The organism is Nocardia sp. NBC_00403, assembly GCF_036046055.1.
Lineage (GTDB): Bacteria > Actinomycetota > Actinomycetes > Mycobacteriales > Mycobacteriaceae > Nocardia.
On record NZ_CP107939.1, the window covers coordinates 7,773,996 to 7,793,508 of the forward strand.

At 66.3% G+C, this 19,513-nt stretch carries 25 protein-coding genes; 13 read left to right on the top strand and 12 right to left on the bottom strand.

Going from position 1 to position 19,513, the window contains the following annotated elements; all coding sequences use genetic code 11:
• The first annotated feature begins 49 nt into the window (after positions 1–49).
• Both OHQ90_RS34860 and OHQ90_RS34865 read left to right on the top strand, forming a co-directional pair.
• Positions 50–724, top strand: coding sequence for a TetR/AcrR family transcriptional regulator (locus OHQ90_RS34860; RefSeq protein WP_328404879.1), 675 nt, complete (start codon positions 50–52; stop codon positions 722–724).
• A 57-nt stretch (positions 725–781) separates the two neighbouring features.
• Positions 782–2,080 (top strand): D-arabinono-1,4-lactone oxidase, encoded by a 1,299-nt coding sequence (locus OHQ90_RS34865; RefSeq protein ID WP_328404880.1) that lies wholly within the window; start codon positions 782–784, stop codon positions 2,078–2,080.
• A gap of 14 nt (positions 2,081–2,094) precedes the next feature.
• On the opposite strand, the gene OHQ90_RS34870 is transcribed toward OHQ90_RS34865, so the two are convergent.
• Entirely contained in the window at positions 2,095–2,841 is a 747-nt protein-coding gene (locus tag OHQ90_RS34870) for an SIR2 family NAD-dependent protein deacylase (protein WP_328404882.1), read from the bottom strand.
• Between the two features lie 211 nt (positions 2,842–3,052).
• On the opposite strand from OHQ90_RS34870, the gene OHQ90_RS34875 reads away from it, so the two are divergent.
• The 3 genes from OHQ90_RS34875 (at position 3,053) to OHQ90_RS34885 (ending at position 5,152) form a co-directional block, all read left to right on the top strand.
• On the top strand, positions 3,053–3,964 hold the full coding sequence (locus tag OHQ90_RS34875) for an oxygenase MpaB family protein (protein ID WP_328404884.1): 912 nt from the start codon (positions 3,053–3,055) through the stop codon (positions 3,962–3,964).
• A gap of 302 nt (positions 3,965–4,266) precedes the next feature.
• Positions 4,267–4,680: an arsenate reductase ArsC gene (locus tag OHQ90_RS34880; RefSeq protein WP_328404886.1), complete on the top strand. Its 414-nt coding sequence runs from the start codon at positions 4,267–4,269 to the stop codon at positions 4,678–4,680.
• A 70-nt stretch (positions 4,681–4,750) separates the two neighbouring features.
• Complete coding sequence (locus OHQ90_RS34885) at positions 4,751–5,152, top strand: VOC family protein (RefSeq protein ID WP_328404888.1); 402 nt, start codon at positions 4,751–4,753, stop codon at positions 5,150–5,152.
• Here the strand turns inward: OHQ90_RS34885 and OHQ90_RS34890 are convergent.
• Complete coding sequence (locus tag OHQ90_RS34890) at positions 5,142–5,864, bottom strand: helix-turn-helix transcriptional regulator (protein ID WP_328404890.1); 723 nt, start codon at positions 5,862–5,864, stop codon at positions 5,142–5,144. The two genes, OHQ90_RS34885 and OHQ90_RS34890, sit on opposite strands and share 11 nt — an antisense overlap.
• Positions 5,865–5,972: 108 nt before the next feature.
• Positions 5,973–6,344: a hypothetical protein gene (locus OHQ90_RS34895; RefSeq protein WP_328404892.1), complete on the bottom strand. Its 372-nt coding sequence runs from the start codon at positions 6,342–6,344 to the stop codon at positions 5,973–5,975.
• A gap of 387 nt (positions 6,345–6,731) precedes the next feature.
• Here OHQ90_RS34895 and OHQ90_RS34900 point away from each other — a divergent pair, with 387 nt between their 5' ends.
• Together OHQ90_RS34900 and OHQ90_RS34905 are read left to right on the top strand one after the other, a co-directional pair.
• A complete protein-coding gene (locus tag OHQ90_RS34900) occupies positions 6,732–7,535 on the top strand; it encodes a dienelactone hydrolase family protein (protein WP_328404894.1) in 804 nt (267 codons plus the stop codon).
• Between the two features lie 68 nt (positions 7,536–7,603).
• Positions 7,604–8,566 carry a threonine/serine dehydratase gene (locus OHQ90_RS34905; RefSeq protein WP_328404896.1) on the top strand — a complete coding sequence of 321 codons (963 nt, stop codon included), beginning with the start codon at positions 7,604–7,606 and terminating at the stop codon, positions 8,564–8,566.
• 10 nt (positions 8,567–8,576) lie between these two features.
• On the opposite strand, the gene OHQ90_RS34910 is transcribed toward OHQ90_RS34905, so the two are convergent.
• Positions 8,577–8,867: a hypothetical protein gene (locus OHQ90_RS34910; protein WP_328413320.1), complete on the bottom strand. Its 291-nt coding sequence runs from the start codon at positions 8,865–8,867 to the stop codon at positions 8,577–8,579.
• 197 nt (positions 8,868–9,064) lie between these two features.
• Between OHQ90_RS34910 and OHQ90_RS34915 the strand changes: the two genes are divergently transcribed.
• Positions 9,065–9,748 (top strand): SGNH/GDSL hydrolase family protein, encoded by a 684-nt coding sequence (locus OHQ90_RS34915; RefSeq protein ID WP_328404898.1) that lies wholly within the window; start codon positions 9,065–9,067, stop codon positions 9,746–9,748.
• Positions 9,745–10,353 carry a TetR/AcrR family transcriptional regulator gene (locus tag OHQ90_RS34920; RefSeq protein WP_328404900.1) on the top strand — a complete coding sequence of 203 codons (609 nt, stop codon included), beginning with the start codon at positions 9,745–9,747 and terminating at the stop codon, positions 10,351–10,353. The genes OHQ90_RS34915 and OHQ90_RS34920 overlap by 4 nt, the downstream gene beginning before the upstream one ends.
• Here the strand turns inward: OHQ90_RS34920 and OHQ90_RS34925 are convergent.
• From OHQ90_RS34925 to OHQ90_RS34940, 4 genes are all read right to left on the bottom strand, one after another.
• On the bottom strand, positions 10,344–10,727 hold the full coding sequence (locus tag OHQ90_RS34925) for an META domain-containing protein (protein WP_328404902.1): 384 nt from the start codon (positions 10,725–10,727) through the stop codon (positions 10,344–10,346). The genes OHQ90_RS34920 and OHQ90_RS34925 overlap by 10 nt on opposite strands.
• 77 nt (positions 10,728–10,804) lie before the next feature.
• The gene (locus OHQ90_RS34930) at positions 10,805–11,515 is read right to left on the bottom strand and encodes a helix-turn-helix domain-containing protein (protein ID WP_328404904.1); all 711 of its coding nucleotides are present in this window, start codon (positions 11,513–11,515) and stop codon (positions 10,805–10,807) included.
• Positions 11,516–11,726: 211 nt separating this feature from the next.
• Positions 11,727–12,638, bottom strand: coding sequence for an NADP-dependent oxidoreductase (locus tag OHQ90_RS34935; RefSeq protein WP_328404906.1), 912 nt, complete (start codon positions 12,636–12,638; stop codon positions 11,727–11,729).
• Positions 12,639–12,968: 330 nt separating this feature from the next.
• Complete coding sequence (locus tag OHQ90_RS34940) at positions 12,969–13,586, bottom strand: dihydrofolate reductase family protein (RefSeq protein ID WP_328404908.1); 618 nt, start codon at positions 13,584–13,586, stop codon at positions 12,969–12,971.
• A 146-nt stretch (positions 13,587–13,732) separates the two neighbouring features.
• On the opposite strand from OHQ90_RS34940, the gene OHQ90_RS34945 reads away from it, so the two are divergent.
• Positions 13,733–14,557 (top strand): phosphatase PAP2 family protein, encoded by an 825-nt coding sequence (locus tag OHQ90_RS34945; RefSeq protein WP_328404910.1) that lies wholly within the window; start codon positions 13,733–13,735, stop codon positions 14,555–14,557.
• On the opposite strand, the gene OHQ90_RS34950 is transcribed toward OHQ90_RS34945, so the two are convergent.
• On the bottom strand, positions 14,530–14,856 hold the full coding sequence (locus OHQ90_RS34950; RefSeq protein ID WP_328404912.1) for a plasmid stabilization protein: 327 nt from the start codon (positions 14,854–14,856) through the stop codon (positions 14,530–14,532). The genes OHQ90_RS34945 and OHQ90_RS34950 overlap by 28 nt on opposite strands.
• 273 nt (positions 14,857–15,129) lie before the next feature.
• Here OHQ90_RS34950 and OHQ90_RS34955 point away from each other — a divergent pair, with 273 nt between their 5' ends.
• Complete coding sequence (locus OHQ90_RS34955; protein WP_328404914.1) at positions 15,130–15,327, top strand: hypothetical protein; 198 nt, start codon at positions 15,130–15,132, stop codon at positions 15,325–15,327.
• On the opposite strand, the gene OHQ90_RS34960 is transcribed toward OHQ90_RS34955, so the two are convergent.
• From OHQ90_RS34960 to OHQ90_RS34970, 3 genes are all read right to left on the bottom strand, one after another.
• Positions 15,324–16,253 (bottom strand): EamA family transporter, encoded by a 930-nt coding sequence (locus OHQ90_RS34960; RefSeq protein WP_328404916.1) that lies wholly within the window; start codon positions 16,251–16,253, stop codon positions 15,324–15,326. The two genes, OHQ90_RS34955 and OHQ90_RS34960, sit on opposite strands and share 4 nt — an antisense overlap.
• 188 nt (positions 16,254–16,441) lie before the next feature.
• A complete protein-coding gene (locus OHQ90_RS34965) occupies positions 16,442–17,749 on the bottom strand; it encodes a glycosyltransferase 87 family protein (protein ID WP_328404918.1) in 1,308 nt (435 codons plus the stop codon).
• Between the two features lie 226 nt (positions 17,750–17,975).
• Positions 17,976–18,554: an SRPBCC family protein gene (locus OHQ90_RS34970; protein ID WP_328404920.1), complete on the bottom strand. Its 579-nt coding sequence runs from the start codon at positions 18,552–18,554 to the stop codon at positions 17,976–17,978.
• A gap of 152 nt (positions 18,555–18,706) precedes the next feature.
• On the opposite strand from OHQ90_RS34970, the gene OHQ90_RS34975 reads away from it, so the two are divergent.
• Together OHQ90_RS34975 and trxA are read left to right on the top strand one after the other, a co-directional pair.
• Positions 18,707–19,117, top strand: a complete 411-nt coding sequence (locus tag OHQ90_RS34975; RefSeq protein WP_328404922.1) for a MerR family transcriptional regulator — start codon at positions 18,707–18,709, stop codon at positions 19,115–19,117.
• Positions 19,114–19,464: a thioredoxin gene (gene trxA / locus OHQ90_RS34980; RefSeq protein ID WP_328404924.1), complete on the top strand. Its 351-nt coding sequence runs from the start codon at positions 19,114–19,116 to the stop codon at positions 19,462–19,464. Before OHQ90_RS34975 ends, trxA begins: the two co-directional genes overlap by 4 nt.
• Positions 19,465–19,513 lie beyond the last annotated feature (49 nt).

The window sequence follows — 19,513 nt, forward strand, 5'->3', positions numbered from 1 at the left end:
AACGGAGGCATTGCCTCCACTTAATCCCGATACTTGATAGGATGTGGGTGTGAATCACGCCACGGCCCTCTCTCCACCTCGGCGCTTGCGGGCCGATGCCGCGCGCAATCAGCAGCGGATCGTCGTCGCGGCGCGCGAACTGTTCGCCGACCACGGACTCGAGATCACCCTCGACGACGTCGCCGAACGCGCCGGAGTGGGCGTCGGCACCGTCTACCGGCGCTTCGCCAACAAAAAAGAGCTGATCGCCGAGGTCTTCGAGCAGAACATGTCGGAGTTCGGCGACGCCGCCGATGCCGCCTACGCACATCCCGACCCCTGGCAAGGCCTCGTCCAGTTCTTCGAGTACGCATGCAGGCACCTGGCCACCAACCGCGGCTTCAGCGAAGTAATGCTCGAACTCGAGAACGACATGGAACGCTTCGCCGCCGTCCGCGACCGGCTCAAGCCGACGGTCGCGGCCGTCATCGACCGAGCCCGCGACGCGGGCACCCTGGCCCCCGATGTCGAGGCCTCGGACTTCTTCGCCCTCATCCACATGGTGGACGCACTCGCCGAGTTCTCCAGGCCGGTGAATCCCGATGTCTGGCAACGGTATATGGCCATCGCGCTCAACGGGGTGCGCGCCGACGCCATGCCACGCCAGCCGCTCACCGTGCCCGCGCTGACCGACGAAGAGGTTGAACTGGCCAAGTCGCACGTCTGCGCGGGCCGCAAGCGGTAATCGCAAAAAAGGGACATAGGTAGCGCGCGTCACACGCATTCCCCTACAGTTGGACGCATGACCAACTCGTGGGTGAACTGGGCCGGCGATCAGCAGTGCGCGCCGACGACGATCGCCGCCCCGCGCAACACCGATGAGCTGGCCGATGTCCTCGGCCGCGCCGCCGCGAACGGGCAAACGGTACGCGTCGCGGGCGCGGGCCATTCCTTCACCGACACCGTCCTCACCGACGGCGTGCTACTGAACCTCGCGAACATGAACCGCGTCCTAGACGTGGATCCGACCACCGGCCGCGCCAGGGTCGAGGCGGGCATCACCCTCAACGCCGCGAGCAATGCCCTGCACCCGCACGGGCTCGCCTTCCCCAACCTGGGCGATATCGACGTGCAGACCGTCGCGGGCGCCACCGCCACCGGCACCCACGGCACCGGCGCCACGCTGCAGAACCTTTCGGCCGCACTGCATTCCATCGAACTGATGCTCGCCGACGGCACTCGGGTAGAACTGAATGCCGAGACCGATCCGGAGGGTTGGCGCGCCGCACGCATCGGCATCGGCGCACTCGGCGTCGTCACCGCCGCCACCTTGCAGCTGGTTCCGTCCTTCGTACTCGAAGGCATCGAGCGACCGGTGCCGGTCGAAGACATCCTCGCCGACCTGGATTCCTACATCGACGGCAACGAGCACTTCGAGTTCTACATGTTCGCGCACAGCCCGTTGGCCATGACCAAGCGCAACAACCCGGTCGAGCTGCCCGAACAGCCGCGCGGCAAGGCCGTCGACTGGTTCGCCGACATCCTGATGTCCAACTACACCTTCGACATGCTGTGCCGCCTCGGCAAATGGCAGCCCGGCCTGGTGCCGTGGATCCATCGCGGCGCCGCCTACGCGGGCAGCTACCGCCGCCAGGTCGACCGCTCCTACCGCGTGTTCGCCTCGCCCCGCCTGATTCGCTTCACCGAGATGGAGTACGCGATCCCGCGCGAACACTCGGTCGCCGCGATCCGCGAAATCAAGGAACTATCCACGACATTCGATACGCCGATGCCTATCGAGGTGCGCTGGGTCGCCCCCGATGACGCGTTCCTCTCCCCCGCCGGCGGTCGCGACACCTGCTACATCGCCGTGCACCAGTACCGCGGCATGGATTTCGAACCGTACTTCCGCGCCTGCGAAGCAGTCTTCGACCGCTACAACGGCCGACCGCACTGGGGCAAGCGCCATTTCCAGACCGCGGATACCCTCCGGCCGCGCTACCCCGATTGGGACCGCTTCGCCGAGGTGCGCCGCCGCTTCGACCCCAAGGGCCGGTTCAGCAACGCGTATCTGGACCGGGTGCTCGGCCCGGTTTCCTGAGTTCGCCGCACGGGTCAGTCGGCCAGGATCTCGGCGACCAGCCGAGGCAGTACCGTGCCGATGGGGTCCCGAATAATCTCGGTGGCCAAGCCGTCGTAGGGCGTCGGCTCGGCGTTGACGATGACGAGGTCAGCGCCGTTGTCGACGGCGAGCGCGCACATCGAGGCAGCGGGCTCCACCTGCAGTGAGCTGCCGACCGCCAGGAAAATGTCGCTGGCCTCGGCCGTCAAGGCGGCCTTCGTGATCGTGCGCGAGTCGAGCTGCTGGCCGAACATGATGGTCGCCGCTTTCAGCACGCCGCCGCATTCGGGACAGGGCGGGTCCGCCTCTCCTGCCGCGACGCGTTCCAGGGTCGCGGCCATGCTGGTCTCGAAATCACACTCGACACACACCACCTCGAACATATTGCCGTGGATTTCGATGACCCGATGCGGCGAGGAACCCGCGCGCTGATGCAGCCGATCGATGTTCTGGGTGATGATCGTGACGGTGCGCCCGGCCCGCTCGAGATCCGCGAGCGCGGTGTGGGCGGCGTTCGGCTCGGCCTGCCACGCCGGGTTGTCGCGGCGGGCGAGCCACGATCGTTGCCGCAGCTGCGGATCGGCCAGGTAGGCGTCGAAGGTCGACAACAGTTCGGCGATGGGGTCTTTCGTCCACACCCCGCGCGGCCCGCGAAAATCCGGTATCCCGGAATCGGTGGATATCCCCGCGCCCGTGAGCACCCCGATCCGGCCGGAACGCCTGCGCCATTCGGTCGTCATATCGAAAGCGTAGGGGCAGCACCGCGGTCAGCGCATTCGGCCAACGCGCTTACCGTCGGCTCGTTTCGCCTCGGCAAGCGCAGCCCCAGCGCGACCCGGAATGACCGGGACCTCCAGCACTGGCGCAGCCCCGTCGGACGTGCCAAGATAGTGAGAGATTGGTACTCTAAATCTCTCATGCTATTGAGCAGGACGATCAAAGGAGATCGCAATGACGGCGTCCGGCGCACTCGACACCACCGGCTCGCACACGCTGCCGGACCGCCGCCCGATCGAGCCCGGCACGCGAATGTGGGATGAGACCGGCCTGATCACCTTCTCCCTGACCGCAGGCTCGGCGTTCCTGCTTCAAACGATGGAACCGACCATTTCCGCCGTCGTCGACGAGCATTCGACCTTCCGCACCGACCCGATGGGCCGCGCCGTGCGCAGCCTGGGCTCGGTGATGATGTGGATCTACGGCGGTGACGAAGCGCTCGCCGAAGCCGATCGCCTGCGCGTGATGCACGCATCGCTCAACACCACCGATGCCGCCGGCGTCCGGCACAAGGCGCTGTCGTCCGGACCGTGGGCCTGGGTGCTGCACACCGGCACCTTCGCCTTCACCGAAGGCTCGAAATACTTCGCCCGCCGCCCGCTGACCGCGGCGGACAAAGAGGCGTACTACCAGGAGGTGGTGCAGCTGATGCGCAATTTCTCGGTGGCGCCCAAGGAGATTCCGGAGAACTACGCGGCCTTCGAGAAGTTCTTCGACGACATGGTGGAAAACCACCTACAGGACACCGACACCGCACACGACTACCTGCGGGTGATCCGATCCGTCGCGCCACCCCAGCAGCTCCCGCGCGCACTGCGACCGATCTGGCGACGCGCCGTCGCACCCATCGGACAGCTGCAATACTTCTTCACCATCGGCACCACCCCCGAGCCTGCCCGCCGCAAGCTCGGCCTGACCTGGACCGCAGCCGACGAACGCAGGCTACGCGTCCTCGGCAGGCTGATCGGCCGCACCGTCCCACTGCTCCCGGAACGCCTGCGCTACTTCCCGATTGCCTACGAAGCCCGCCGCCTCGAGCGCGACCGCGCCCGCCTGCGCAAGATCATCGATCTGCGCCCCATGTGACTTTTGTGAGCCACGGCAACGGCCCGTGGGTGCCTGCCCGGCGCCCGCGGGTCTTTTCGGGTGTCTACTATCGAGACATACCTGAAGCGCTGCAACAACTCTCGGATGTGTTGATGATCGAATTCGGCGGCGCCGCGTGCGCCGCGACCCGGTGAGCGTGCATCCCGCCCGCGCGCGTCCTGGTATACGTATCACTCACACTACGGCGCCGTTCGGCGCCCCGACCGGCTCGAACCAACCCGCATCGCCCGACCTCGCGTCCAGCATCGCTCGATTCACCCAGTTGAAAGGTATTCCCGCACATGGCTCACAAGCCCAGCGTGCTGTTCGTCTGCGTCCACAATGCGGGCAGATCGCAGATGGCCGCCGGATTTCTCGGTGCGCTCGCCGGTGATCGCATCGAGGTCCGCTCCGCGGGCAGCACACCGGCCGATGCGCTCGACCCGGCCGTGGTCACCGTCATGGCCGAGGCGGGCATCGACATCTCCGCTCGAGCGCCGAAGCTCCTGACCATCGACGCGGTCGCCATGTCCGACGTCGTGATCACCATGGGTTGCGGCGACGCCTGTCCGTTCTTCCCAGGAATCAGCTACCGGGATTGGGTGCTGCCCGACCCGTCGGACGAGGACATCGCCATCGTGCGCTCGATCCGAGACCGGATCCGCATTCTCGTGGAGAACCTGATCGCCGAACTCATTCCGGCTACCGCCAGCTGAGCGCCGCCCTCGTCCACGGTGTCCGATTTGTTCAAGACCGGCCGCACCGAGCCCGCTTAGGCTGCGGGTCATGACTCCACAACTCGACTTCATCGGCATCGTGGTCTCCGATATGGCGGCCACCCTCGACTTCTATCGACGCCTCGGGCTGGATTTTCCGGAGGGCTCCGAGAACCAGTCGCATGTCGAGGCCGCGATCGTGGGCGGGATGCGCATCGCCTTCGACACCGAAGCGGTGATCAAGTCATTTCATCCGCAGTGGCAGCCGCCCAGCTCCGCGGGCCGGACCGGACTCGCCTTCCGGTGCGCCGATCCCGCCGAGGTCGATCGGGTGTTCACCGAACTCGTCGACGCCGGCTACCACGGCGAATTGAAGCCATGGGACGCCGTTTGGGGTCAGCGCTACGCCTCGCTCGCGGATCCCGACGGCAACGGCGTCGACCTGTACGCCCCGTTGCCCGCTACCGACTGAGCAACTCACGCAACGACATTCCCGCCAGGTCCCGCATCTCGCGAGCCAGATGGGCCTGGTCCGCGTAGCCGGTGCGTGCGGCGGTGTCCGCGAGCGCCACTCCGCTGCGCGCCACCGCCAGGGCCCGCTGCAGCCGCAATACCCGAGCGAGCGTTTTCGGCCCGTATCCGAAGGCCGCGAGGGACCTGCGATGCAGTAGCCGCGCACCGAGCCCGGCCGCTTCGGCGGTCTGCGCCACCGACCACCCCGCATCCAACGCGACCGCGATCCGGCGCAGGATCGGATCCGGCGGTTCGGTGTCGGCCGCCCGCCGCAGCACTATCGCCTCGAGCGCGGCAATCGTGTCGTCGGCGTCGTCGATCTGCGCAGTCAGCTGCCGGACCGTTGCCGACGGCCACAGATCCGCGAGTTCGACGCGTCGATTAAGCAATTCGTGTGCGGGCACCCCGAGCAGCGCGGGCGCACTACCGGGAAAGAATCGGATCCCCGCAAAGCGGGTTCCCACCGGAACAGCTGGGCGGTAGGCACCGGTGTCCGGACCCGCGACCGACAGCGTGCCGCCGGTCCACAACAGATCCATGCAGCCATCGGGCAGGACGGGCAGGACGGGCAGGCCGAGATCATCGCGAGTTACGGTGCGGGTCCACACCACAGCACCGTCGAACCGTGACGGGCGCTCGCGATATCCGAGCTCCGCCGTTGCCTCCACCACGATTCGAGGCTACCTCGGTGTCGTCAGCGACTCCGTCGAGATTATCTACGCCGTAGACAACCGGGATCGGAGGCCGGGCGCCGGCGCGATATCAGATCCGCCGACGGCTCAGTGCGGGTTGAGACCCCGGGGTGCGACGCGGATGTAGTTGATATCGGTAGCAATGATTTTGGTGTCGGGATCCTTGCACCCGACGCTGACCTCTGCCTCGGGCGGTGACGAAAAAGTCCAGATGGTGGTCCACTCTCTGCCTGCGATGGATTCCTGTTTCTTCACATCCGAGGAGCGGAGATCTTCATTTCGCCCGGTGCTGTCGGCTACCGCACAGCGCAGGCCCGATGCCGCCGAGCCCCACTCCGCGGGAACTTTGATATCCATGACGACATCGGCGGGTACGAGCACTTTCTCGGTTTCCCCGAGGGTTATCCGCACACCGCCGCCGGACTCGGCAGCCTCGCTCGGCTCCGGAGCAGCGGTCACCGCACTCGCCGACGAAGCAACAGTCGACGTCGCAGCGGAACTAGACGGCTTGTCATCGGAGCACCCAGACGCGGCAACAGCCACCAGTGCGGACGCCGTAATCCAGATCAGTTTCACAGGTCAAACCTCTCTTCGCGCCCACTAATCAGGCATCGGTACGGATCAGCGATCGAACAGAGTATGACGACTTCTCAGATGAATGCAGACTACATTGCATGAAAGTTGGCAATTGATCCGCAAATAGAGTGTGCGCAGCCGAGTTCGAGGGCAAGGAGAAGCACCGCACACCGGCACCGATAATTGGTCCGCGTATCCGTATGCCGCCGATGGCAATTCGCGCCTACCGAACATGTTCGGTTCAACTTCGCATCGACAGTTAGGATCGCGATGACCGAAGTGATCACCGTGGTTCGGAGGACGCCGATGACATTGCCCGTCGTATTCGACATCGCCGCAGCCGATGGCGACGCCGATTCCTATCTGGTCAGACCCGATGACGGGCGAGCCCATCCCGGCCTACTGTTCCTCATGGACGCCTACGGCCTGCGCCCCTGGCTCCGCGAGATGATGGAAACCATTGCCGCGCACGGCTTCACCGTGCTGGCACCGAATATCTTCTACCGCTCGGGACGCGCACCGCTGCTACCGCTACCGGACCCCGCCGAGCCGGACGGCCAGGCCCATTTCTTCGCCGCATTGGCTCCGGTGCGGCAGCAACTCACGCCGGACAACACGATGGCGGACACGAAAACCTACCTGGACTGGCTGAGCGCTTGCCCATTCGTCGCACCGCACGCACTCGCCGTGACGGGCTATTGCATGGGCGGCCGGCTCGCCCTGCGCACCGCAGGCGCCTTTGGCAGCCGGATCGCCGCCGCGGCCAGTTTCCATGGCGGACGCCTCGCAGTCGAGGATGCGCCCGACAGCCCGCACCACGCCGCGAACGGCATCGCCGCGGAACTGTTGATCGCCCACGCCGATCGGGACGTCTCCATGCCCGCCGACCAGATCACCCTGCTCGACTCGGCGCTCGACGCCGCGGGAGTTCGATTCACCTCGGCGGTGTATCGGGATGCGCAGCACGGCTTCACCATGCGTGACACTCCAGCGTTCAGCGAGGCAGCCTACGAACGCCACCTGCACGCCCTGCTGGCGTTGCTGGATCGCGCATTCGCGGACGGCACCGTATAGATCGGCGGCAGGCGGGCCACCTCCCCGCGGAAGACTCATTGATCGACCGGAACGACACGAGGAGCGCAATGGAATTGACCTACCGCGACATCAAGGCAGCCACCGACCGCGTCGCGGGTCGGGTGCGGCCGGTCGCCCTCGCGCCCGGGGACCGCCGAGCCGGATCCGTCTCGGGTGAGCTGTGGTTCGCACTCGAATTCATGCAGCACACCGGCACATTCAAGGCGAGGGGCGCACAGAACTTCATCCAGGCGCATCGGGACGAGGGCACATTACCCGCGGCCGGGGTGACCATTGCCTCCGGTGGCAACGCGGGCCTCGCGTGCGCATGGGCGGCGCAGCAGCAGGGTGTGACCGCGACGGTGTTCCTGCCGACGACAGCACCCACGGTGAAGGTCGACAAGCTACGCGGCTACGGCGCGCAGGTGCGGATGGTCGGCGACGAATACGCGCACGCGCTCGCCGCGTGCCTGGAGCACGCCGACACCACCGGCGCACTGCTGTCGCACGCCTACGACAATCCGCTCATCGCCGCGGGCGCGGGAACCCTGATGGAGGAGATCCACCGGCAACTCCCCGGGCTCGACACCATCGTCGTCGCGGTCGGCGGCGGCGGCCTCTTGGCCGGGATAGCCACAGCCGCAGATCATTACGGCATCCGAACCGTGGCCGTGGAGCCGGAGAATTGCCGCGCGCTCCGTGCCGCGATCGAAGCCGGGCACGTCGTCGACGGCCCCGTCGATTCCGTCGCCGCCGATTCCCTCGGCGCCAGGCGCGTCACAGAGCTGGCACTGCACGCGGCTCAGCACTACGACGTCGCATCGATGCTGGTCTCCGACAACGAGATCGTCGCCGCCCGGCGCGCGCTGTGGCACGATCGCCGCCTTGCCGTCGAGCACGCGGCCGCAACGGCGCTCGCCGTCCTGACCAGCGACGATCAGCGTCCCGGCCGGGCGTACCTGCCGAATCCGGACGAGCAGGTCTGTGTCGTATTGTGCGGCGCCAACACCGATCCCTCGGATCTGGGCTAGTCGCGGCTTGCTAGGTGCCGATCACGGCATTCATGATGGTGCCCGCGCTTGTCGCGACGACACCGCCGATCATCGCTCCCGCCACCATCTTCGGCGACTGCAGACCGCCGCCGGACCATTTCTCCCACGCGAAGCGGCCGCCCGCGTAGGTGATGGCGCCGACACCCGACAGCAGCACGAACCAGGTCAGGTAGCGAACCATCTGCAAAATCTTGTCCGAGATCGGCGGCGCCTGCGGGGTCGGGTTCCCGATCTGGGCGAGGACTGTCCCGTACATGTCATGTGCCGCAGCGAGAATCATGCTCACAGTCGTACCCCTCTTCGAATGCCGGTGACGCCGTCGAACGCCTAGCCAGATGATAGCCGGTCATTCTGAGAAAGATTGCGCAGCAACCTGATTCGCACCATCCCCCGAAGACGCGCCGGGCGGGACGCGCGCACACGGCCTGTCGCCCACGCATTCTTGTTCAACCATACGATCGGACGTATTCTTTGTTGATGACCACCACGACCCTCCCCTCGGCCGAAGAAACCGATCCGTACTGCCTGCACCCCCTCGATGCGGCAGCACTGCTCTTCGACGCACCATGGCGGCGATTCGCAGTGCTCGGCGACAGCCTCTCGGCAGGCATGGGCGACCCGAGCCCGGGTTATGCCACCTTGGGCTGGGCCGACCGAGTAGCGGACACCCTGCGCCGAGTCCATCCAGATCTGGCGTATCTCAACACCGCGCAGCCCGGCGCGACGACAGACCAAGCGCTGCAACACCAGTCCGAACAAATCCGCGCGTTCGCCCCCGACCTGCTCCATGTGCCCTCGGGCGCCAACGACATCGTCAGGCGCACCCCCGATTTCGACGACATCGAGGAAACCCTGCGCGAGATGTACCGCCTCGCGAGTAGCACCGGGGCGCAGCTGATCACCTTCACCCTCGGCAAGGCGTACGTCGTGCCGGTCTTTCCCGACTGGGACCAGCGGGTGCGCACAGTCAACGACATCACCCGCAGGCTGGCTGCCGAACACCGCGCGCACGTCGTCGACATGTGGGATCACCCGATCAACCACCGCGCGAACCTGTTGAGCGCGGATGGTATTCACTTCTCCGCGTCGGGCCAGGCCGTACTGGCCGCCGAGGTCGTCAAACGCCTTGCCCATCAGCTCGGAAAGCGGGTATCGGCATGATCTCCGATAAGCGCCTGTTGCGCGGGGCCCGGTCCCGCCAGATCGTGCTGCGGCAGGCCGTCGACACCGCGTCGCTCGATGGGCTGGAGGGGCTGAGCTTCGGCAAACTGGCCACCGACACAGGACTCAGCAAGGCGGGCGTGCAGACCCTCTTCAAAACAAAGGAGATTCTGCAAGTAGCTGCCGTCGACCACGCCCGCGAGATGTTCATCGACGCCGTGATCCGCCCGGCCCGCACACAACCTCACGGGGCGGCACGCCTGCGCGCGCTGATCGAGCATTGGATTGTCTACGCCGCGACGCCGCTGTTTGCGGGCGGCTGCCTGCGGATGGCGAACATCGCGGATTTCGACAGCCACCCCGGCCCGGTCCGCGACGCCCTTGTCCGCGATCAGAAGGACTGGATCGGCGCCATCGCCGCCGAGCTGCGGCACGCCGTCACCGCGGGCGAGATCGCTGACCTGGACACCGATCTCGCCGCATTCCAGATCGACGCCGTGCTCGGCGCCGCGAATAGCGCACTGCGTCTCGGCGATACCGACGTGGTGCACAAGGTGCGCCGCGTCGTCGAGGGTTTCCTCGTGGCGCCGCCGGCTCAATCGTGATTGGCAGGCGTTCGATGCAGCACAATTTCGGTGCGGTCGCCGGTCAGCACCAGAGCGTCGTCGACGACCGTCCAGGCCGGGGTGAGCAGCAGGAATTCGCTCAGCCAGCGGTCCTGCTGCATCAACTCTGCCGAGCAGGTGAGCACGGTGGAAAACGGTGACCTCGCCTTGACGATTCCGTCGTCGATGTCCGCGTCGAACATGACCGTGTTGCACCCTGCGTGGGCCGAGAGCCTGCGGGTCTCGGCCACGAACCACAGCGTGATCCTGGTGCCGCGGACGAGATAGCGGCGGCGTCCGTCCTCGGTGACGGACAACGAAACGTAGCGGTGGCCCCAAAGATTGGAGTCGATCATCAGCAGATCAGCCCTCACTCGCAATAGTTGAATAACCAACTATCGTGGGGTGTGCCGGGCGAACGCGGAACGGGTCGGTCCACTGAGCGAACCGATCAGCGAAGATTCTTCCCGATCTCGCGGGCCGCATGTGCGACCAGGCTCGGGAGATTCGGCGGAAAGCGCGGCGCGAGGGACATGCAGGCGATCGCAGCGGGACCACCGCACCCGTTCGATTTGATTGCCGCTGCCGCACAACAGACTCCGGTCACCAGGTCGTAGCGGTCGACGGCGATCATACCGTCGTCGGCGATGGCGGTTTCGATGCGCCGCCATTCTCCCGCCGAATAGGTCGGCGGCGGTGGCGCATTCTCGGCCCGCGCGGCGTGCAGCACCTGCACCATCGCGGTCCGGAAGGTGAGGTCGGCTTCCGCCTCGGCCGTGACGAATATTTCCGCACCCTTGAAGCTGGCGATCAGATGTACCTCGTCACCGTCGAGAACACACACTGCGACAGTCGCTTTGGTCATAGCCGCCAACGTCCGCCCCGGTCGTTGCGCGGCCTGGCGCAGCAACGGCGCGGCCTGCCACTGCCTTCCCAGCTCCGCCATTCGAGCACCGACGAAGTACCGCTGCTCCACCCGCTGCACCGCACCGAGGGCAACCAACTGCTCGGCGAGCCGGTACGCGGTGGCCTTTGCCAGCCCGGTGGCACGCGCGAGCTGGGAAAGACCGCACCCTTCCGGGACGACCGAAATCGCCTGCAGCACTTGGAACCCGGCTTCGAGCACGCCACGTCCCGCAGTCTCGGTCTGTGCCTCTGCCACCACCGCGCCAGCCCTCCTCGCTCAGCGCACCGCAGGCTCGGGCGCGCTCCCCAGCGGCCCCGCGGCCTCCCAAAGAATACGCCCGGACCACCTCGATCCCGCGATATTCGGTTAATCGCAGCGCACATCGCGCAACGCAGACCCAATTCGCCTGTGTCCGTAGGTGACTGGAGCCGTCCGCAGTGGTCGGTTCGAGTGCGCCACCACGGGTTCAGCTCACCAGCAGCACGACTTTTCCTGGGCCACGCCCGGTTTCGCTTTCCTGTTGAGCGGCGGGGGCCTGGTCGAGGGAGAAAGTTCGAGCAGGGCCGGGGAGCCGGTATTCGCCCGCGGCGAGCCGTTCGGCGACCTGCTCGGCGAGTTCGGTCGGACGCGGAGAGCCACCCGTGCTGGTGAAGGTCACACCGAGCTCGGCAGCGGCGGGATCGGCAATGGTCACGATCCGGTCGGTGCCACCGCGCAGATCAATGGCATCGGGCAGCCCACCATGGCCCGCGGCGTCGAATACGGCATCGACACCCTTGGGCGTCAGGGCGCGCACACGTTCGGCGAGACCGGCGCCGTAGGTGGTCGGGGTGGCGCCGAGGGCACGCACGACGTCTTGATTAGCCTGCGAGGCAGTGCCGATGACGCTGACGCCGCCTGCCACCGCCAGCTGCACCGCCATCGAACCGACGGCCCCCGCCGCGCCGTTGATCAGCAGCGTCTCGCCGGGCTGCAGCTGCAACAGCTTCAGCACGTGGTCCGCGGTAGACACGGCGATGGGAAGTGCCACGGCGTCCGCCCAGCCGAGCCCGGCCGGCTTGCGGACGACGGCGGCGCTCAGCGCGTACTCGGCGTAGCCACCGCGGCGCGCCCACCCGAACACCTCGTCACCGACGGCCACTCCGGTGACCGACGGACCGACCGCGTCGACAACACCCGCGATCTCGGCACCGGGATACTGCGGAAACACCGGTTCACCGAAGGTCAAAGCGCCCGAGCGAACCTTCCAGTCCGCCGGATTGACCCCCGCCGCTCGCACCGCGACACGGACCTCACCTGCGCCGGGCTCGGGTACCGGGATATCCACGATCTTCAGCACCTCAGGCCCACCGAACTCGTCGAACGCGATCGCCCGCATCTCGTCTGCCTCTCTCCCGGTTGCTCGTGAACAACCACCCTAAGCCGAGATTCATGCCCTACCGCCGATTGCGAACTCGAATCGTGGCGGCGGCTCGCTCGTACCACCTGTCACAGCGGGGCGGCGAACGCCGAGGTCGTTATCAGCATCGAGCACGTCGATCGTCGCCGTCGGGCCCGCCGACCGGCCGCTGCCCGGGCGCGAGGTCAGCGGCCGAGGCGAATGGATCGTGGCAGGCAGCCGGGCAACACCGCCGCCCGCCCTGCCGTGGTGGTGCGAGATCCCGATCTTCGCACCGGGCAGCGCGGGCCGCTGATTTCGTACCTTCGGTTACTGATCACCCTGAGGCAGGTGCACTTTCGCATCCTCGTAGGTACCGGTGGGCGCCGTATCCGCGAGTGTGTAGACCTGGTGCACGACCCCCGATTCGAAGGTGGTCGAGGAGATCAGGCGCAGCGGAAGCGGAGTGTCGGCCTCCTCGAACAACCGTGCGCCCTTGCGGACGGCGATCGGATGGACGAGCAAGTGCAGTTCGTCGAGCAGTCCGGCCTCGAGCAATTGCCGGACAACCGACACCGACCCACTGATGGCAATGTCGGTCGCGCCCGGCTCGTTCTTCAGCGCCGTGACGGCCTCGATGAGCTCGCCCTTCAACAGTTCGGAATTGCGCCAGGTGAACTGCAGATCCTGGTTCGACACGACGATCTTGCGGGCATCGCCGAGCGCCTTGCCCATCGCAGCGTCCTGCTCACCCGCCAGCTCCCGATCCGGCCACGCCCCGGCAAAGCTGTCATAGGTCTTACGCCCGAGCAGCAGTGTGTCGGCGGACCCGAGCTGCGCATCGACCGCCGCGCCCATCTCGTCGCTGAAGTACGGGAAATGCCAGTCCTGCGGGTCTTCGATCACGCCGTCGAGCGAGATGAACAGACCTGCGGTGATCTTCCTCATGGGACGTCTCCTGGTGGTGGTTGCTTCGTCGTCAGTTCAGACGAAGCACACCTCGAGAATTCATCGCTCGCGTGGCGACCCCGTCCTGATCGGCCGTAGGCACACCTCTCAGCTTCTTCACAGCACACCCTCGCGATACTCGAACAATGCATCCCCTCGGACTCTTGCACAGCGCCATCGTCGACGCTGTCACCGAACCCGCGGCGAAGGATGTCGCGCTCGCCGAGCTGGCCGTGGCGGGGGTTCTGGTCACCACGGGGATAGTCCAGACCGGTCGCCGATACGTCTCAGCGGCGTTGTGCGTCGGTGGGTTGCTCATCGCGTTCGCGATATTCGCGATCCAGGTATCCGACAATGGCTGGCTGACCGGCGGCGACGCGCCGACCCGCAGCTGGTTCGTCGCCCATCGCACACCATGGATGGATACCGCGGCGCTCGTGATCACCACACTCGGCAGTCCGGGCGCAGTCATCACGCTCACCGCGCTCATCGGGGCATGGCTGTCGTGGCGCACACGATCCGCACTGCCGATCATCGTGATTGTCGCAACGGGAGCCGCCGCCTCGGCAACTAGCACCACACTGAAGCTGGTGGTGGGACGGGTGCGCCCGCCGATCGAGACGCAGCAGGTCATCACCACGGACTACTCGTTCCCGTCGGGACACGCCACCAGTACCTCGGCGCTGGTCGGCATCGCCGTTGCCATCCTGATGATCGGGCGCGGCCGACAGTTCGTAGCGCTACTCAGCGCGCCCGCGGCCCTGCTCATCACCCTGGTGGCGGCGAGCAGGCTCTACCTCGGCGTGCACTGGCTCACCGACGTCATCGCCGGAGCCCTCCTCGGCACCGCCTTCGCGGTCATCGGGGCCACCGTGCTGCACGCACTCGAGCAGCGGAGAACAGCTATCGGCAGTGCCGAGGCTGCTGGGTCAGCCGGGGAGAGTCACTTGCCCAGCGCGCTGGCCAGCTGACTCTTCGTCATCTTCGAGCGGCCCTCGATATTGCGCTGCCTGGCCTCGTTGTAGAGCTGATCGCGGGTGGGCCCCTTCGGTCCCTTGGTCCCGGATCGGAGGCCACCACGGCGCTGCGGCGACATATCGTTTGTCGAGGACCGACTCGCCGTCTTGGTCCTGCCGGATTGGGCGCGGTTCTTGTTGACGGTGCGGGCCGCGATCTCTTCGGCCCGATCCGTGCTCGCGCCCCGGTCTTTCGCGGAGTCCTTGATGTGCTGGTACTGCCGCTCGTCCTTCGTGCTCCATTCCTTCGGCATGTCACACCTCCTGTGCACCGAGTACCCGAGCGGCTAAGGGTAAACAACATGGCCGACCGGTCACCGTAGACCGGAATCGGCACGCTGCAGGTGGCGTGCTCGTTACCGGACAACTCGACCCATGCCATTCCGGGCTGCCATGTCGTATCTGCACTGCGCTACAGAGGCGTGACCAGGGACGGAAGGCTCGCCGGTGCATTCGGGCGGCGGAGATATCTACGACGCCCCGACGATAACGGTTTGATAACCCCGGCGTGTGGGTATCACAACAGCATGACAGTGACGAGAAACCGAACTCACCGGATTGCCGGTGTGGAGTGGGGAACCGCACTGCTGGCTCTGGCAACCTGCTTCACGTTCACCGCCGGCATCGCCGCGATCACCCGATCCTTCACTACCGCAGCAGTTTCCACCGTTTGCATCGCGGCGGGACTGATGTTGACCCTCAGAATCCTGCCGCCGAACCGCTAGCCCCTCTTCGACATTCGGGTGGCCCCGATCGATGCGGCGACCACACATGTAACACCCGCCCACTGCGCAAGATTCATGATCTGGCCGAGGACGACGAGACCGGCCAAGGCGGCCGCGGCGGGTTCCAGACTCATCAGCACGCCGAACACCCGAGCCGGAATACGCCGCAGCGCTTCGAGTTCCGCCGAGTAGGGCAAGACCGACGACAGCATCGCCACCCCGAATCCCGCTGCGAGCACGGAAGGTTCGAGCAGCGCGGCACCGGCATCCGCGATGCCGACAGGCGCCATCAACAAACCGCCGAACGCCATCGCCAATGCAAGACCGCCGCCACCGCTGGTCCGCTCTCCGAGCGCGGCGCTGAGCAGAATGTACCCCGCCCAGCACACCGCCGCGGCCAACGCGAGCAGCACTCCCGACCACATCACCGGCCCTGCGGCCCGGGTCAACAGCACAACTCCCGCCCCGGCCAACAAGGCCCACAGTGGGTCGATCCAGCGGCGCGAGCCCGCGAGCGCGACCGCGAGCGGCCCGAGGAATTCGATCGTCACCGCCATGCCGAGCGGAATGCGGTCGATCGACTCGTAGAAGGACAGATTCATCAATGCGAGCACGGCGCCGTAGCCGAGCACGACGGGCAGCGCGCGCCGATCGATGCGCAGTGCCGACCGCCAGAAGATCAGCAGCACGATCCCGGCGAAGAACAGCCGCAGGCTGACCGCGCCCGCAGCACCGGTTGCGGTGAACAGCTGCTTGGCCAGCGCCGCGCCGATCTGCACGCTGACGATCCCGGCAAGCACGAGGGCGGTCGGCGGGACGCCCCCGAGCCCACGTTGCGCCATCGCCCGCACGGCAGGCAGCGGCCACGCCGATTTCGGACTCCGTTCGAGATCGATCGCCACCACGTGCCATCCCTCCGTTTTCATCGCCAATTGCCCAGGCCCCCACCATGTCAACCCACACCGACACGTGTCGAAGAGTCGCTACCCGGCCGCCGCGTCGATGCCAACGAGCAGTTCGGCGACGGGCTGTGCACCAGGTTCCAGATGGTGGCGGGGAACCGCACGCACGCCCGCAAACGATGAATCGTGTCTTCCGAGACTGCCTGCTCGTCTCAGGCCGTCGGTTGCGAGCCGGTGAGAGCCGCGGGTTCCGGTGCAGCATCGTCGGCAGCCGGACGCACCGGCGAGATGGCGGGCGAACGCTTGCTCGTGACGACGAACACCACGACGAGCAGGACACTGAGCCAGACATAAGTGTTCCCGACCAGGTGCTGCCACGGTGTCCACGACAATTCGCGTTGTTTGTCGCCGGGCATCCAGTTCTGTGGCCCGTAGACGAACGCCGCTGCGGTGACGGTGATCGCGACATACCAGCCGATCGCCTGCCGCACCGGCAACCGGGTCGCGTACCCGACCATCGCGAGCAGCGCCGGTGCCACCCACACCCAGTGATGCGACCACGAGATCGGCGACACCAGCAACGTGAAGACCGCGTTGATCGCCAACGCCAGCGCGGGCGCCGCGGCCGCGCGCCGCATAGCGACGACGACCAGCGCTAGCAAAGCGGCGCTCAGCACCAGCCACAGCAGGGTGAACAGCGGCTTCTCCACGCCGAACCTGGCGAGCACGGCCTGGATCGACTGGTTGGTGTGAAACGACGAGCCACTGAGCCCGGAAACGTTGCCGAGCCCGCCGAACCAGTACTGGACGGATTCGTGCGGCAGCACCGCGAAGCTGAGCGCGGTCGCAACGGCGCCGGTGATCGCGGCGGTCGCCGCTGCGCGATAGTCACGGCGAACCAGGAAGTACAGCACGAACGCCGCGGGAGTCAGCTTGACCGCCGCGGCGATGCCGATCAGCATGCCGCGACGCCACTTCGGCTTCTCCGTCAGGCAGTCGGCGGCGACGAGGACCATCAGCAGCAGGTTGACCTGACCGAAGTCCAGCGTCGAGCGAATCGGCTCCAGCAGCATGGCCAGTGGCGCCGCGCAGGAGGCGGCCAGCAGTGCCTGCCTGCGCCCGGACTCCTCCGGCCAGCGCCGCCGTGCGACCAGATACAACGTGACCGCCAGCGCGACGGTGGAGGTGAGGAAAAAGGTGAAGGCCGCGGCATCCCATGGGAGCAGTGCGAACGGGCTCAACACCACCGCGGCGAACGGCGGATAGATGAACGGCAGGCCGATACCGATGGTGGTCTGCGGCAGTTGTCCGTACATATCCGCGCCGTCACGCAGCGCCTCGATCCCGAGCCGATACACCTGCAGATCGATGAAACCACCGGTGATTCGCTGGAAGGGCCACAGCGGCACCATCAGACACAGTGCGGCGAATCCCGCCAATAGCGGCGGCACCAGCCACACCAAGCGCCCGAATCGACGGTTCGGTGTCCTCGGTTCGTCTCGGGTGGTCATGCTGCTCATCCGCGGCCACTATACCGACAGGCGGCAGCCCCGCCGAATCGGCGGCTGCCGCACCTGGGAGGTCCCAACCCTGGTCTGCCGCCCAGATCGCGCCTACCGCTGCGGTCCGAGTATTTCGAGCTCCCGGCCTGCGCGCCGAACGCTAAACACGAGTGCTCGCGGTGCGCATCTACGGTCGGCGCCGCCCGCACAATATCCCTCATTCGACCGGCGGAATCGACATGAGTTACTGCGCGAGCCGGTCACGGGCTGGTTCTACATTGCGCAAGGCACCGCCGGTCACAGCCGCCACCGCCTGTCGACTCGCCTTCCGCTTGCGCGCCCGCTCACCGACATCACGCAGTAGCACGACGTATCGACTCCACTCGGCGGGAGTCCGAATCGCCCCGGTCAATGCACGTTCCGCGCAGTCGAGGCTGTCTTCCAGCAACGCGTCGTGCATCCAGCGATAGAACAGCGGCCACGACAACCGTGCGCGGCCACGTAACTTGATCGCAAGCACATGACTGAGCAGGATGGCGCCGTCGCCGGCGCGCCGCACCGAATACTCGTGAAACCCATGGAACCCCCGAGGCGCGGTGAAGCGGAACCGAATCCAACGACCCGGCTCATAGGCCTCGACGATGTAGTGAACAGGGCCGTGCCCGCCGACAGCCCCGAATGCCAACGGGCGGTCGAACCGCACCGCGGGCCACTTGTCCCGCGGCCACAAACGGTCGCCATCGCTCGCGATGCCGTCGATCAGCGCCCCAACCTCGGACTCCGACACCGGCAGTCGCCGCGTGTGGATATTGAGTACCGCCATCTCGCCACCTTTTATTTAGAACGTTCCTTCTAGAATGATTAGAGGGTATGTTCCACGCCAAACCCTGGTCAAGCACAACCTCACGTGGCGAACATCGCCCGATCGACAAAAATGTTGCCTTGACGTTCGGGGCAAGGTTTACCGTCGATCGCATGCGAATTGGTGAACTCGCCCGGCGAGCCGGAACAACAACGCGGGCGCTGCGCTTCTATGAGTCACAGGGGCTGCTCGATGCGCGGCGCTCGGCCAACGGGTATCGCGAGTACGACGAAGCGGACTTTCGTCTGGTCGATGAGATCAGGACCCTACAGGCCGTCGGCTTGAGCCTCGATGACACCAAGCCGTTCGTCGAGTGCCTGCGCGCCGGTCACGAGACCGGGGATTCCTGCGCCGACTCGATCGAGGTCTATCAGCGCAAACTCGCCGAGGTCGAGGAATGCATCGCTCGGCTCGACGCGGTGCGAGCAGGGTTGCAGGACAAGCTGACCCGCGCACTGGACCGGCCTGCGCATTCGTGCTGCGGAGCAGACACCATCGAGACCAACGAAATCGCGGAGGCATGATGTCGTCCACCCACACCACCGCCGACATCGCCGCCGTCACCGACGAAAGCTTCGTGCGCGATGTCCTCGAGCACAACAGACCCGTTCTGGTGGACTTCTGGGCGGCATGGTGCCCACCGTGCCGGATGATCGCCCCGGTACTCGCGCAGATCGCCGACGAGCGCGCCGGCTCGCTCACGATTCGCGCCATCGACACCGACGCGAACCCGGCCGTGATGCGCGACTACCAGGTGATGTCGCTGCCGACACTGATCCTGTTCCGCGGCGGTCGGCCGGTCACCACGCTGGTCGGTGCGCGCTCGAAAGCCCGGCTGCTCGCGGAGATCGATGCCGCCCTCGGTGCCTGAGGGCACCCCTATCGACGACATCGATCGCGCCACCGCGACTTGGCTTCGC